At 46.4% G+C, this 15,540-nt stretch carries 10 protein-coding genes and 2 pseudogenes; 10 read left to right on the plus strand and 2 right to left on the minus strand.

Translation table 11 applies throughout. The features are described from left to right. Positions 1 to 797: FKBP-type peptidyl-prolyl cis-trans isomerase N-terminal domain-containing protein (locus QVF11_RS10605; RefSeq protein WP_287856811.1), on the plus strand; the 797-nt coding region annotated here is incomplete at its 5' end. A gap of 634 nt (positions 798 to 1,431) precedes the next feature. On the opposite strand, the gene QVF11_RS10610 is transcribed toward QVF11_RS10605, so the two are convergent. After that, positions 1,432 to 2,076, minus strand: coding sequence for a TetR/AcrR family transcriptional regulator (locus QVF11_RS10610; RefSeq protein WP_287856813.1), 645 nt, complete (start codon positions 2,074 to 2,076; stop codon positions 1,432 to 1,434). Positions 2,077 to 2,179: 103 nt separating this feature from the next. Here QVF11_RS10610 and QVF11_RS10615 point away from each other — a divergent pair, with 103 nt between their 5' ends. Genes QVF11_RS10615 through QVF11_RS10635 form a run of 5 tightly spaced genes read left to right on the plus strand, consistent with a single transcriptional unit; the run spans position 2,180 to position 8,719 of the window. Next, positions 2,180 to 3,202 carry an efflux RND transporter periplasmic adaptor subunit gene (locus QVF11_RS10615; RefSeq protein WP_287856815.1) on the plus strand — a complete coding sequence of 341 codons (1,023 nt, stop codon included), beginning with the start codon at positions 2,180 to 2,182 and terminating at the stop codon, positions 3,200 to 3,202. Continuing rightward, complete coding sequence (locus QVF11_RS10620; protein WP_287856817.1) at positions 3,189 to 4,970, plus strand: ATP-binding cassette domain-containing protein; 1,782 nt, start codon at positions 3,189 to 3,191, stop codon at positions 4,968 to 4,970. Before QVF11_RS10615 ends, QVF11_RS10620 begins: the two co-directional genes overlap by 14 nt. Next, positions 4,963 to 6,090, plus strand: a complete 1,128-nt coding sequence (locus QVF11_RS10625) for an ABC transporter permease (RefSeq protein ID WP_287856819.1) — start codon at positions 4,963 to 4,965, stop codon at positions 6,088 to 6,090. The genes QVF11_RS10620 and QVF11_RS10625 overlap by 8 nt, the downstream gene beginning before the upstream one ends. A gap of 3 nt (positions 6,091 to 6,093) precedes the next feature. Further along, positions 6,094 to 7,212: an ABC transporter permease gene (locus QVF11_RS10630; RefSeq protein WP_287856821.1), complete on the plus strand. Its 1,119-nt coding sequence runs from the start codon at positions 6,094 to 6,096 to the stop codon at positions 7,210 to 7,212. Between the two features lie 13 nt (positions 7,213 to 7,225). Continuing rightward, positions 7,226 to 8,719 carry an efflux transporter outer membrane subunit gene (locus QVF11_RS10635; RefSeq protein WP_287856823.1) on the plus strand — a complete coding sequence of 498 codons (1,494 nt, stop codon included), beginning with the start codon at positions 7,226 to 7,228 and terminating at the stop codon, positions 8,717 to 8,719. Positions 8,720 to 8,817: 98 nt separating this feature from the next. Here the strand turns inward: QVF11_RS10635 and QVF11_RS10640 are convergent. Next, positions 8,818 to 9,099 (minus strand): annotated as a pseudogene (locus QVF11_RS10640) (integrase arm-type DNA-binding domain-containing protein); the annotation flags it as partial. A gap of 583 nt (positions 9,100 to 9,682) precedes the next feature. On the opposite strand from QVF11_RS10640, the gene QVF11_RS10645 reads away from it, so the two are divergent. From QVF11_RS10645 to QVF11_RS10660, 4 genes and pseudogenes are all read left to right on the plus strand, one after another. Further along, entirely contained in the window at positions 9,683 to 9,910 is a 228-nt protein-coding gene (locus QVF11_RS10645) for a DUF1272 domain-containing protein (protein ID WP_163389248.1), read from the plus strand. Positions 9,911 to 10,432: 522 nt separating this feature from the next. After that, positions 10,433 to 10,684: pseudogene (locus QVF11_RS10650) on the plus strand (SymE family type I addiction module toxin); the annotation flags it as partial. A gap of 520 nt (positions 10,685 to 11,204) precedes the next feature. Next, positions 11,205 to 14,894: an RNA-directed DNA polymerase gene (locus QVF11_RS10655; protein ID WP_287856826.1), complete on the plus strand. Its 3,690-nt coding sequence runs from the start codon at positions 11,205 to 11,207 to the stop codon at positions 14,892 to 14,894. 8 nt (positions 14,895 to 14,902) lie between these two features. Further along, positions 14,903 to 15,337 carry a restriction endonuclease gene (locus QVF11_RS10660; protein WP_163389649.1) on the plus strand — a complete coding sequence of 145 codons (435 nt, stop codon included), beginning with the start codon at positions 14,903 to 14,905 and terminating at the stop codon, positions 15,335 to 15,337. Positions 15,338 to 15,540 lie beyond the last annotated feature (203 nt).

Raw genomic sequence — 15,540 nt, forward strand, 5'->3', positions numbered from 1 at the left:
AAGTCGCCCTTGAGGCGCTGACGAAAAAGAATGCCGAGCTGACCGCCGCCGCCGAGGCTGCGCAGAAAACGCGGGATAACACCACCCACTTGCTGTCGGCACAGATTACTGCTGCAGATACGGCGCAGAAAAAATATGATGCTTCGATATTTGCTTTAAACGAAAAAAATAAAAAATTACAGTCGACGCTTGATAGCTTATCTATAAAAGAAAAGGTTATAAATCTTGCTGATAAAAGTAATAAAAATGCCTATGCACTAGGCGTTTTCTACCTCACTCAGGCGCTATCAGATGTGAATAAAATGGCCGACAATGATGTGAAGCTGACACCCTCAGCGTTGGTTTCAGGGTTTAATGATGCTTACAATAAAAAACTTAAAATTAAAGAAGATGAAATAGAGACTATCGTTAATACTCTTAACGATCAAATGTCATCAAGGTATGTCGATATCGAAAAAAGAATCATGGCCAAAATTAAAGGTAAGAAATATGAAATCTTGCCTAATGGTGTTTATTTCGTTATTGAGAAAAAAGGGAAGGTCCAGTACAAAGTTAACGAGTCTTTGTCTATGAATATACTGGAGAAAAAACTTGATGGTACGCCTATATTGAATACTATGAATTCAACGTTTGTGAACAATAAAGATATTGATCCTCTTATAGGTAAAGTCTTGTTATCAGGTCTCAAGGGGGGGATTGTTACGCTCTATGGTCAGGCAGGATCGCTATATAGTACTCCTCCTGTGGAAATTAATTCCGATACGTTGGTGTCGATTACTTTTGAGTTAATTCCTTAGGTTTTTTTATAATGGGTTGCTCAGCGGGAGAGTTGGCTGCTTGTAATTCAGTTAAGGAAACCATCCGGGCCGCTAACGCTGCATGTGCCATACAACGGTTGTGAGCATTGCCGTTTCCGTCATCAACCACAGTGCACTATCGAGCTTCACATCCCCGTCGATACGCCAACGTGTCGTTACGATAAAAGTGTTGATCCACCGACAAGGGGCGATCATCGGCTCGTACTGCTTAGGGCGTGAAATATCGAAGTTAGCGATTGCTCGAAGGCCTGAGAGCAGCCAGATTTTTGCATACGGAGATCTCAGCGTGAAAAATAAAATGCCTCGCAACCAATAATGGATGCGAGGAATTCACTGAGATAATATCTATCTGAAATCACTTATAATTCAATCGGATAACTTAAATTTTTAGTTGCGTCAATTATAAATTTCAGATCGTGCGTGACATGGCGGCCATATGCGGACGTTGGCTATATTGTTAAATAATTTAGCTGCCCCACATCAAAACCTTCATGGCTATTGTCAGAGCAACCACATGAAAGCCAACGGAGAATACATTTACAGAAAGAGTTGGGTCTTCCCTAAGTTGACAACGTTAATATTTGATATTTTTTGACGAAGGCAAAATTTGCATTCAATTCGCCATATTGTTTTCACGTATAGCTTTCAGCCCTGCCAATGAGAACAGCTTAAAATGCATAGTCAGGGCTTTTGTCTGCATTGCGACAATTTCCTGTACCGGCCCAGGCATCCGGTTCCCGGCAACCATCAGCATCATGCAGGGCGCGACGACACTCAGCATGCAAGGCAGCAGGCGGGGGTCATCTGCTGAAAGCCCGGCAGCCTCTCCCACAATTCGTCTTACCGACTGAATCTTTCCGGCACCGTCAGTGTTTATGAAATCACTGAGTTGTGTGGAAGGAGACAGCATCTCACGCGCAAAAACGCGTCCATGCCAGTCGTCCGGATTGCTTAATTTCGCCAGAAAGGTTTCTAAAAAAGCACCGAGTTTATCTTCTGCAGACAGTTCAGATTCTGCAAGCCGCGCCAGTTGCTCACCGTCCAGATAGTGGTGGTGGGCATGTGTCAGCACGGCAAGATAGAGTCCATCGCGACCACCAAAGTGATAATTGATAGCAGCCAGGTCAACACTTGCTTTTTTCGCAATTTCTTTGTTGGTGGTCTGGCCGAATCCCTTTTCTGCGATCAGCTCTCCTGCGGCTTCCAGGATACTTTCCCGGGTGATATCCCCGTCGCTACGGCGTGCTCTGCTCATCATTCATAACATCCATTAAAACCGCAATACGGGGTTTATTATTGCACAAATAAAGTTTAAATTAAATTTAAACTAAGCCTCATCAGGGAACATCAGGACGCCATTTATGAATAAAAAAATCATCACCGGAGCCATCGTTGCTGGCCTCATCATCGCTGCTGGGGGTTACTGGCTGGCGGGGCGAAATGATGGAGACAAAGGCGAACTGAAACTGCACGGCAATGTCGACATTCGACAGGTGTCGCTTGCCTTTGAAGACAGTGGCCGTATCAGCACGCTTACGGTTGATGAAGGTGATAAGGTTCATGCCGGGCAGGTCATCGCCACGCTGGATACGCGGGCACTAAAAATTCAGGAACAGCAGGCGCTGGCCCAACTTGACGCCCAAAAGCAGACAGTTCGTGAGCAACAGGCCGGAGCTCGCCCCGAAGAACTGGCTCAGGCACGGGCGCAATTATCGTCGGCACAAGCGCAGTTGCAGAAAGCCACGGAAGATATGACGCGTATTCAGCGCATTTCTGCCAGCACCGGTGGGAAGGGCATCAGTAAGCAGGAACTGGACACTGCCCGAAGCGCGCTGCGCATTGCCGGAGCCAGCGTGAAAGAGCGCCAGGCCAGTCTGGCTCTGATGGAAAAAGGCGTGCGTTCTGAGCAACGTGAAGCCTCCGTGGCGCAAGTCAGGGCCACCGAGGCACAGTTGGCGTTGACGCAATATCACCTCGCACAGGCCGAATTACGCTCACCTGTTGATGCGGTGGTACGCGCCCGCCTTCAGGAGCCCGGCGACATGACTGGCCCGCAAAAAGCGGTATACACCCTGGCGCTCAGTCAGCCGAAATGGGTTCGTGTGTGGTTGAACGAAAGCGACCTGGGACGCGTGAAATCAGGGATGCCAGCCAGCGTGTTCACGGATTCGTTTCCGGATAAGCCGGTGACAGGCAAAGTAGGCTTCATCTCCTCAGTGGCGGAGTTCACGCCAAAAAACGTGCAGACCGAAGATCTTCGCACCAATCTGGTGTTTGAAGTCCGCGTGGTCGTTGATGACCCGGAGAACGTGCTGCGAATGGGGCAACCCGCAACGGTGACGATCAACACCCAGCCTGAGAATCAACACGATGCCGGTCACTGATCAGCAGGATGTTGTCATCGCCCGTGAACTGGTGCGGTTGTTTCCGGGTGTCACCAAAAAGGCACCAGAAACGCGTGCGCTCGATGGCCTGACACTTAACATTCGTACGGGTGAGTTAACGGCACTTGTTGGCCCGGACGGAGCAGGGAAAACCACTTTCCAGCGTCTGATTGCCGGGCTGTATCAGCCCAGCTCTGGCAGCCTTAGCGTGCTCGGTACTGATGTGGCCGTCGACCCTCAGGCAGTGCAAAACCGCATCAGCTACATGCCGCAGCGCTTTGGGTTGTATGAGGATCTCAGCGTGCAGGAGAATCTCGATCTGTATGCTGATTTGCACGGCGTCCCTTTACAGGTCAGGCAGGAGCGCTTTGAAAGGTTGCTGTCGATTACCGATCTGGCCCGTTTTACGGCGCGCCCGGCAGGAAAACTCTCGGGCGGTATGAAGCAAAAACTGGGATTGGCCTGTACCCTGGTGCGTTCTCCGGAGTTGCTGCTGCTTGATGAGCCCAGCGTTGGCGTCGATCCGCTTTCCCGTCGTGATCTGTGGAAAATCATCGAACAACTGGTTCAGGATGAAAAACTGAGTGTCATCATCAGCACCGCTTACATGGATGAGGCGGAGCGCTGTGCACAAATCTATGTCATGAATCAGGGGAAAATTCTCGCGGAAGGCAAACCAGAAATGCTTCGCCAGAAAGCCGCTGGCCGGACATGGCTGGCGGTTCCACCAGACGGCACGAAATCCCGTATTTTACAGGCTCACCTGCTCGAAAAGCGCGACGCCATTGCGGATGCTGTTCCCAAAGGCGATGCCGTTCGTTTTATCTGCCAGTCGGCTGATGATAAAGAGACCCCGCGTGAAGTGAATGCTAAGCCAAGGGACGCTGAGCTCGAAGATGGTTTCATGTTGCTGCTGCACCAGGCACAGCAGCGTGATGAAACGGCCCCTGCGGCGCCTGTTAAAGCCGATATGGTTTCATCGCAAAAAACGCAAATTGACAATGATAAACCCGTCATTGCGGTGAAAGATTTGGTTCGCAAATTTGGCGATTTCACCGCCGTCGCCAGCACCTCTTTTGAGGTTCAACGCGGCGAAATTTTTGGCCTGTTAGGGCCAAATGGCGCAGGAAAAACCACCACGTTTCGCATGCTGTGTGGGCTATTGCCTGCAACCAGTGGGCAACTGGAAGTGGCGGGAATGAATCTGCGTACGGCCAGGGCCAGAGCCCGCGCCCGAATTGGCTATGTTTCACAGAAATTTGCGCTGTATGGCAACCTCAGCGTGCGGGACAACCTGACGTTCTTCGGCGGCGCATATGGCCTGTCCGGTGAAAAATTAAACCGCCAGATTGAAGGGGCGCTTAAGCAATTCGAGCTGAGCCCGGATGCCATTAGCGGCGAACTTCCCGGCGGATTTAAGCAGCGTTTGTCTATGGCGGTGGCGCTGTTACATGAACCGGAAATAGTGTTTCTCGATGAACCCACAAGCGGCATCGATCCGCTGGCGCGTCGGTTGTTCTGGTACACCATTGGTGAGTTGGCGAATAAAGGCATCACAATTATCGTCACCACGCACTTTATGGAAGAGGCTGAATATTGCGACCGGATTTCGATTCAGGACGCCGGAAAACTACTGGCGCTGGGTACGCCAAAGGAAGTGCGTGAGTTAGCGGGCCTGGATCATACCGCAGACATGAATTCCGCTTTTATCGCTATCGTCGAAAACGCCCGGTCACAAACCGCGAGTAAGGAGCAGAAGAATGCATAATTCAACCTTCCTTAGCCGTCTTGTCTCGCTAACGCGTAAAGAAACGCGCCAACTGGTGCGTGATAAAAGCAACCTGGCGGTTGGGTTTCTGTTGCCCATCGTGCTGATCCTGCTGTTTGGTTACGGCGTTTCGTTTGATTTGAGTACGGCCCGTGTTGCGGTCGTACAGGAGCAGCACACGGCTCAAAGCCACCAGGTCATCACCGCTTTGCAGGGCAGTAATTATCTCTCTGTACAGGAGTACCCCAGTCTTGTTGCTGCGCAAGCGGCCCTTCAGAAAGGGGACACCGATGCCATCGTGCGTATACCCTCTGATTATGCCGAAAACGCGGCGTCAGGAACGGGCAGAGTACAGGTGCTGCTCAACGGCGCCGTCACCAGTGTGGCCTCGGCGGCTCAGGGCTACATCACGGGTGCGTTGGGCGCTCAGGCGGCCATTGAATCAGACAGACAAAACCTCACGACAATGACCGGAACGGTATCTGTTGAACAGAGAATGTGGTTCAACGAAGCCGGTATTAGCACATGGTTTATCGTGCCTGGGATCCTGGTACTCATTCTGACGTTAATTGGCGCCTTTCTGACCGGGTTGCTGATTGCCCGCGAACGCGAGCGAGGCACACTGGAAGCGCTGTTTGTGACGCCGGTTCGCCCACTTGAACTGGTGCTGGCCAAACTTGCGCCGTATATGGTGATTGGTGCGGTCGACCTCATTATTTGTCTGCTCGCGGCTCATTATCTGTTTGCGATCCCCATTCGCGGTTCGCTCTTCGCCATCATTACCTCGTCAATGCTGTATCTGTTGGTTTCACTGGGGCTCGGGCTGACCATTTCAGGCTTCGCGCCGAGTCAGTTTCTGGCGAGTCAGATTGCCCTTATCGCAAGCTTTATGCCCGCGATGATGCTTTCTGGCTTTGTATTTGATATCCGCAATTTACCGGTAGTGATTCAGGTTGTAAGCCAGGTTTTACCGGCGACCCATTTCATGTCGTTGATCAAAACCTTGTTCCTGGGCGGCGATGACTGGGGAATGTATTTCCGCCAGTGCGGCATTCTGCTGCTTTATGCCGTCATCCTGATTAATGCCTCACGGCTTTCACTGCGTAAACAGCTGAGGTAGCGCATGATATCTGAATTACAACAATGGCTGCGCCATATCAGCTTTCTGGTCAAGAAAGAGATCCTGACTATCGTTAAGGAGCCTGCTAACAGGGTAATACTGATTGTGCCGGTATTCATGCAGGCACTCTTGTTTGGTTATGCCGCCACTTACGACGTTAATCACGTTGATTATGCCGTGCTGGATCAAAGCCGTGGCCAGGCTTCAAGCCAAATCCTCACGCACCTGGACGGAACGGGGGTGTTTAATCGCACGGCCACGCTGACCTCAGCATCACAAATAGAAAAGGTGGTGATGGACGGGAAAGCTCTGATGGTGCTGACCTTCCCGCCAGACTTTGAAAGCAAGCTCACTCAGGGTCAGGCCTCACCGTTGCAGGTGATCCTGGATGGTCGCAACTCGTCAACTGCCGGTGCGGCGGTAGGGTATATCAGCGCGGTAGTCAGCGACTTCAACCAGCGCAGGGCAGAGAATCTTTCACCCGTCAATGTGGATGTGCGTGCCTGGTATAACCCGAATCTTGAGTCGCGGTGGGGGCTGATGCCCACGCTGATTGCAGCTATCAGCATGATGCAAACGCTGTTGCTGTCGGCTCTTTCTGTCGCCAGAGAGCGTGAGCAGGGGACGTTTGATCAACTGCTGGTCACCCCGTTTACGCCCATGCAATTGCTGATCGGCAAAGCCATTCCACCGATTCTGGTGGGATTGGTGCAGTCGACCATTATTCTGATGGTGATTTTGTTCTGGTTTCAAATCCCCATGAACGGGTCAGTGTGGTTGCTCTACTTCGGGTTATTTAGTTTTAACATCGCCGCCGTGGGGCTGGGGCTGTCGATCTCCGCCATTTCCATCAATATGCAGCAGGCGATGCTTTACACCTTTTTACTGATCATGCCGCTGATGCTGCTTTCCGGCTTACTAACCCCCGTGCAGACCATGCCACCGGTGCTGGATGCCCTGACATACGCAAACCCACTGCGTTTTGCCATTGATCTTGTTCGCCGGGTCTATCTTGAAGGCGCCGGATTCAGCTACGTGGCTATGGATTTTATTCCGATGATTGGTATGACGGTCATTACTATGCCGCTGGCAGCATGGCTGTTTCGCAACCGACTTTACTGATGCAGGACTCCCGATGAATACCCCATTTTTCTCTATGAATCGCCATACGCTATCTGCACTGGCGGCGTTAACTGCACTGATCCTCAGCGGCTGTACTGTGGGCCCGGATTTCACAAAACCCAAAACAGACGCGCCAATAGACTGGACAAGCTGGCGTAGCGGTGAAGCGTCGTTGCATACCCTACCGGGCGGCAGCGTGGTTTCAGATAACCAGTGGTGGAAGCGCTACAACGATCCTGTGCTTAACACGCTCGTCGAAAAAGCCTTATCCGCAAGCCCTGATATTCGAAGCGCCACACTGCGGTTTGCCAGTGCGCGAGCCCAACAGCAGATTGTGAACTCACAGCAAACGCCCACCGTCAATGCGACCGGCAGTGTGACTCGTATTCAGCAAAGTGAAAACAGCCCATCGACACGCGCGCTGAAAGAAGCGCTGCCGAACCCGGATGAACTGATCAAACTGATGGCCGCACCATCGAACTGGTATCAGGGCGGGCTGGATTTCTCTTGGGAAATAGACCTGTGGGGGCATGTGCGACGAGCCATTGAAGCCTCTGATGCGGATGTGGAATCTCAGAAAGCGATGTTGGAGCTGGCCAGGCTGAGTATTGTGAGTGACGTGGTGAATAACTACTACAACCTGCGCGGCATTCAGCAGCAAATCGTGTTTGCAAAACAGGATGAAAAAGCCCTGGATGAACGTTTGTCGCTGATTCAGGCAAGGACAGAAGGCGGGGCGCTGGATGAAACCAGTCAGGAAAGACAGCGCAGCGAGCTGGCGGCGACGCGGGCTAACCTGATTGAGCTTCAGGCCCAGGAAGGTGTGGCGATGAATCAATTATTGCTGCTGTTGGACGAACATCCCGGAGCCTTACAACAGCAGCTGCAATATCACGCCGACAGTCTGGGGGTTGGCAATTTACCCACACTGCAACTGGGCATTCCGTCCGACGTTGCACGCAACCGACCCGATATTCGCGCGGCGGAAGCGAGGCTGCATTCGGCTACAGCCCGTATTGGTGTGGCCGAAGCTGAATTGTATCCGAGCATCACTCTTGGTGCCCGAATCGGCATGGATACCTACAGCGCCGATAACTTTACGGAGTGGGGTAGCCGCTCCTGGTCGGTTGGGCCGAGTTTAAATCTGCCGTTGTTCGATAGAGGGCGTCGAAAAGCGACAGTTGTATTGCGCGAAACCGATCAGCAGCAAGCGGCGGTCGATTATCACAAAACCGTGCTAAAAGCCTGGCAGGAAATTGATGATGCACTGAGTCGTTATTCGGCGGCGCAGCAAAAACTGAAAGAGCAACAGATTCGGGCAGACAGCGCTTCACAAGCGCTGGCATTAATACAGGCGCGTTATGATGGCGGGCTCAGCAATTTTATCGATGTGCTGGACGCACAACGCAACAATATCCAGGCACGACAGGCACTGGCGTTGAGCCAGCGTGACCTCATGACAGCCTGGTCAGCTGTGAATCGTGCGGTGGGAAATTACCCGCGATAATTAACAATTTTAATACAGGGAAAAGGCGGAACTCTCTGACAGAATATGGGACTGGATCACCACTGTCTCAGTTGGCACTTTTTGGGGTCAGTCCACAGTTCTTTCTGGTGTTCCTGAGGATCGATCTCTTTTGCCAGTAATGTACGAGATTCAGCTCTGAGTTTACATGCATCAGAAAGCGAGACAGTAGGGTAAGCTCCGAAGCTTTGTTTAGTTCTCTGCTTTGTTAACGGTCGATGATAACGGAACTGCCAGAGTTTGCTTCCACTGGACTTGATAAGCAGCGTCAACCCATCACCATCGTATAGCTGGTAACCGGTATCTTTAGGTTTAGCGGCTTTGATTTCTGTATCCGTTAGCGGCTTGGTTCGTCTTGCCATGAGTCGTCTCCATGCTTTTAGGACTAACGAAAACAATAGTTCTTTTTGTTGGGCCTATGAATGGGCCTAAAAGGTTCGGATTTAATTAGTTGGCATCAGACTTCGCGGGACAAAATGAGGGCACAAAAAAGCCCGCAGGGCTTGCGCCGTGCGGGCTTTCAGGACTTCATCGAATGACTCTGGTAATCACCGATGGAGAATTTTGCTGGCGTCCTTGTAATTGGTGGGGGAGGTGGTTGAGTTTGTTAGGGATTTTGATTTTTTGCGAGAAAGGGAAGGCGCAAAAAGAGTGGCGATGATGTTGATATGGAAGGGTTTTTTGTATCTTTTTGATTTTTAAGTTGATTGTTGAGGGCTGGGTTTTGCGTGTTGGTTGAGGCTTTGGTGGACGTTATAGGCTTGTCGTTCGTTTCCTCAAGTGAGCGTTTCTGTCGGATAATTCACTCTCTTGAATTTTCCAGACTGTAGACCATGCTCATCTAATACACGTGAAAAACAATACCGTCATCTATCGCATAAGGAGATACGGGTAGATGGCCTTTGGTATAGCCAATGATGTCCCTTTAACAATAAAGAGAGCACCATGCTTGAACTCCGTCCTAATTGCGAATGCTGTGATAAAGATCTGCCACCTGAATCAAAAGAGGCATACATCTGTTCATTCGAATGCACATTTTGCGTCGATTGCGTGACCCAACGGCTTAATGGCCAGTGCCCGAACTGCGGAGGGGAACTGGTGCGACGTCCAATACGCCCCGCAGCATCCCTCCTGCGACACCCTGCATCCAGTCAGCGTCACTATAAACAGTAGAGATGAAAATTATGTTCACACTTTGCTTATAACGGCCTTCGTACTCCTGCTAGCCGTCCTCGTAGTGCCAGAAGCAGGCGTTGCTAATATCATCCGAGGTAATCAATGGGGAACAGATCAAATACAATTAGTTATGCTATTTATAGATTTTCACTTTAATTGTTGTTGGTACCATTCTATTGGGGATGCATACCCAGTTAAGCGCAGTATCTTATTGTTGTACCTGCAAAATCAGGTGCCGGGATTGGAACCCTGAACTAACTTCATCGACGACATAAAAGCGAGTCAACGCAATTTCATGTCGTATGCACAGTCACCATCTCAATGGTGGGCTAGCGGGGGCATTGAAAGATGCGCCAGTATCGATGAGTCGGTCGTTCTAACCCCGTCTGGTTTAGCCACCAATGAGAGAGAAAATATCACTTATCGGAGGCTGCCACGATGGCGACACCCCTCACTCAAACTATCGTACCTGATTTCACCCACTGCGAGTTTTACTCCTTCGTTGAAGGCCGCGCCGTCCACCTTGGTGGAGAATGGCTCTCTCAAGCCGGATTTATCGACGGCATGCCCGTTAAAGTCCGCGTGATGAAAGATTGCATCGTGATCACCCCACAGAACACCCGCGAACTCTGGGGCTGTATTGAAGGCATGAGCATCGCGCACATCAATCAGCGCAAATTGAAGGCATGGCTGAAAACCTTTCCGGGGGCGTTGAACGATAGTGGGGATATTCTGGCTATTAAGCGGAGTAAATCGGGCGGGAAGTTTTGACGACATGTGGATCGACGTCAAGGTTTGAGCAGAAGGAGTATGTGAGGTTCCTGATGGTTATGGGTTTTCTTTCTGCTTTGTACTAGAAACGGAAGCTGATGGCTTCGTTTAGGTATTATCCTTGGCTTATATGGTAATGGCAGAGGTCTGACAGCCAGTGACACTCGATCTTTTTATCGAACCACTCAAACAATATTAGATGAAAATTTCACTTATGGATTTATCGAGGGAAACTACATTACTACCAAGCGAGCCGGAGGAACGATACTAGAAAATTTTAACTCGGTGGTCAATTTTTGTGACCACTATATGGCATCGTTACGAAAAATCATACTTTATGACCTAAAAAATGCGTCTGATGTATCAGGAAGGTAGCCCTTTGATAACACAAAACCTCTGACATTTACCGTAGATTCTTCGATGAAGGAACGGTAGTATAGCTATTTAGGAAAATACAAACACTGAATGTCACTGCTGTAGTTGAAGTGAATAAGAGCGCTTAAGATTAAGTTGAGAAAAAATGAAACTACTTAATAAGAAGTATTACAATCTCGAACCTAAACCAGAGTACCTTAAGGACTCATTTATTTTGGGGCTAGCTTGGAAAAAAACAGATCGTTTTGTCAGAACTCATAATTGGTATGCAGACCTTTTAGCATTAGACAAGTGTGCATTTGATATTAGTGATGAGGTTGCTAATTGGTCAAGTGATGTTGCAAGTAATACTCTATTTATGAGCGATATTGAGTTAATACCAGCTCCAAAAGGATCAAGTTGGTTCTTTAATAAAGGGAGGTGGACTACTAATAAACATGATCGAAAACTAAGACCTTTAGCTAATATCGCTATTAAGGACCAGTCTTTTGCTACAGCAGTAACCATGTGTCTTGCTGATGCGATAGAAACGAGACAGAAAGACTGTTCATTGCATGAACTTGGCTATGCTGAGCATGTAAAGAAAAAGGTTGTTAGTTACGGAAATAGACTTATCTGTGATTGGGAAAATGAAAGGGCAAGATTTCGTTGGGGAGGCAGTGAGTATTACAGGAAATTCTCTTCCGATTATCGAAGTTTTCTACAAAGACCTATATATATTGGTCGGGAAACTGTAAATAAAATTAGTGGGATTGATGAAGTATATATTATTAGTTTGGATTTGAAAAATTTTTTTGGGTCAATAAAAATAAATACTCTTTTAGACAAACTTAAGAAAATATCTTCTGATCATTATGGTTCTAAAATTATAAATGGGGATGAATTTTGGAATATAGCGAGTAAAGTTTTAAAGTGGAAGTGGTCTGAAGACTCTTTATCTTTAGCTAAAGATTTGGATATAGAAGAAAACGTTGGACTCCCCCAAGGTTTAGCATCTGCTGGAGCTTTGGCTAATGCATATTTAATTGATTTTGATGAAGCTTTAACCACTAAACTTCGTGCTGAGATAGATGGTGGCCAAATTATACTTCATGATTATTGTCGATATGTCGATGATATTAGATTGGTGATTTCAGGAGAGGCGCTAACAGATGAAGAAATTAAGAAATCTATTCATGAGTTAGTTCAACGAGTTCTCGATAAAACATTAGAACAAAATGAGTCAGATAACAAACAATATTTAAAGATTAATGATAGGAAAACTTATGTATTGAGACTTTCAGATATTGATAACGGAAGTGGACTTACAAATCGAATCAATGAAATCCAGAATGAAGTAGGAGTTTCGAGCATCCCAGAACGTAATGGACTCGATAATAATATACCGGTGCTTCAACAGATATTACTAACTGAACAAGATGATTTTTTAGATGATTCTGATGGTTTGTTTTCTGGGTTTAATAGTGACAAGTCGATAAAAGTAGAGTCTCTACGTAGATTTTCCGCCCATAGGTTGGAAACAAGTTTGGCTAAAAAAAGCAAGCTAATTTCACCTAGGGAAAGAAAACAGTTTGATAATGAATCAGCACTGATTGCAAAAAAATTATTAAAATCTTGGTTGAAAGATCCATCAATTATGGTTATTTTTCGAAAAGCGATAGCCATTAATCCTAATCTAGATGCTTACAGAACCATTCTGGATATTATTTTTCCAAGAATACAGCGTAATAGCGATAAATGTGATAAATATATCATGTTATATCTTCTTTCTGATATATTTAGAAGCATCGTTGATATCTATCGAAAACTATCCCCAGAGTATATATCTGATTATCAGAAATTGATAAGTGAAGTTACAACATTTGCCCATAAACTTCTTTCTTGTAAATCCGTTATTCCAAACTACGCATATCAGCAAGCGCTATTTTATCTTGCAGTGATTAATAAGCCATTTATAGCTAGTAATAAATCTTCTTCTGATCTTTCAAAGCTTCAACATGTTCTAATTAAAAAACATTTGGAACCGTTGAGTCGTAACGATGGATACTTATTTGAATTATCTGCTCAGATTAGTAAAGATTACCAAGCAAATGTTGCCTTTCTACTTTCTCATATAAATAGTAATGATGCTGTAGACTCCATTGTCGCGAAGTTTGCATTCAGTGGTGGTAAGTTTTGGAATGTACTATGGAAAGAATTTGTTAGGGCGCAAGATAAAGTTAGGATTAACAAATTTAGGTGGGCTATACCAAAAAATGAGTCAAAACCAAATGGTTTGGAGCAGTATCTTTCATCAGTGATCAGTTTCAAGGATAATCCATTTAAATACGAGCATGCACTTCTCAAACTAGGTATAGCATTAGTTAATCTTTTAGAGGATACAGAGAAAAGCGTATGGCAACGTAATGGAAAGCAGTATTCTCCACATGAAATAAAAGTAAAATTAGACGGTCATTCAGTATCATGGACTGAATTATGGCGCTCAAATGCTATTATTTCGTGCTCGATAGATAAAATAGCCAAAGACCCGCGCTATGAAAGTCCGAAGTGGTTGGTAAAAGATAAACAAAACCTAAATAATGATGAAAGAAAAATTTATTGGGTTTGTAGTGTGCTAAGAAGTGCTGCTTTAGGCGATGTAGATTATACCCAGCGAAATGATTTAAGGCTCGAACTAGATAATTATCGTGGTATCCATTCTCAATTTTACAAGCGACGTATGGGGATGTTGCATACACCTGAGTCGATAGTGGGTTCATATGGGACTATAACTGATTGGTTTGCAAGTTTTCTTCAGCATGGATTACAATGGCCAGGTTTTTCTTCTTCATACATAAACCAAGAAGATATATTATCAATTACTAGCCTTGGTGATTTTAAAAAATGCTTGTCGGAAAGGTTAGTATACTTAAATGCGCAAATTTGCACTTCATCTAATGTTCCAACCTTACCCACTGTTGTCAGAAGACCTGAATTGGCTTCTAACTACTTTAGAATTGTTACGGTTCAGCAATTATTTCCTAAGGATAATGATTTTCACCCTTCTGATGTGACTCTGGATAATCCTGATGTGCGTTGGAAGCACAGAGAACATCTTGCGGAAATTTGTAAGCTAACGGAACAGACATTAAATGCAAAACTTAAAACTGATTCTAGAGATTATACAAGCACTGCTGATCTTATTGTCTTTTCAGAATTGGCAGTTCACCCAGAAGATGAAGATATAGTAAGGGCATTGGCGTTTAGAACAAGATCAATCATTTTTTGCGGTTTTGTGTTCTGTGAACAAGATGGTCGAATAGTTAACAAAGCTCGCTGGATTATTCCAGATTCTTCAGAGTCTGGGACTCAATGGCGTGTTCGAGATCAAGGGAAATATCATATGACCAGTGGTGAAGTGACTCTAGGTGTCCAGGGGTATCGGCCCACTCAACATATTATTTCTATTGAGGGTCACCCCGAAGGACCATTTAAATTAACTGGTGCGATTTGTTACGACGCGACAGATATAAAACTTGCTGCGGATTTGAGAGATTTGACTGATATGTTTGTCATTGCCGCACACAATAAAGATGTAGACACATTTGATAATATGGCTTCAGCTCTACAATGGCATATGTATCAGCATGTTGTTATTACGAACACTGGAGAATATGGTGGTTCAACGATGCAGGCTCCCTACAAAGAGAAACACCACAAATTGATTTCTCATGCTCATGGGACTGGTCAAATAGCAATTAGTACTGCTGATATAGATTTAGCAGCATTTAGACGAAAGGTTAAAGAATATAAAAAAACCAAAACCCAACCTGCTGGGTTTAATCGAAAACATTAAGGGTTTACATGGAAACATTAGTTAAGTTAGCTACGATTGCTTCTCCATTTGTAAGTGCTGGGGTTGCTATTTGGGCAATTTTAGTTGCCAAATCAACTATCAGTGAAAACAAAGAAATCGCTAAGAAAACCATTGCAGATACGGCCTACCAGGCATATTTGCAACTAGCGATGGAGAACCCTCATTTTTCTAAAGGTTATAGTGCAGATTGTCGACAGGAGCGAGACCCTATGTATGACCAATATGTTTGGTACGTGGCCAGAATGATATTCTGTTTTGAGAAAATTATTGAGGTTGAAGGAAATTTAAAAGATAGCTCTTGGACGAATACGCTAGAAAAACATTTGAGGTTTCATTCTGAACATTTTAAGAAAACAAAAGTTGTTGAAGAGACACTCTATATTTCCCCAATTTTGGATCTTATAAAATGTGCGACTAACTAAGAACCTATTCTAAAAGGGGAGGGCACACAACAGGCCCACTGGAAATTGCAACATCCCAAGATAGTTTCTGGGGGGCTCTCCGTGGGCAGTAAGTGTCAAGAGCGTTGTTACCCCGGTAGGGCTGTAAACCATTTTGTGGGGCGGGTTTATGTAAGTATCCCGCTTAATCGGACCATTCACTTTTAGAGATCTTCCGACATACT

Source organism: Klebsiella sp. (genome assembly GCF_027492335.1).
Lineage (GTDB): Bacteria > Pseudomonadota > Gammaproteobacteria > Enterobacterales > Enterobacteriaceae > Klebsiella > Klebsiella huaxiensis.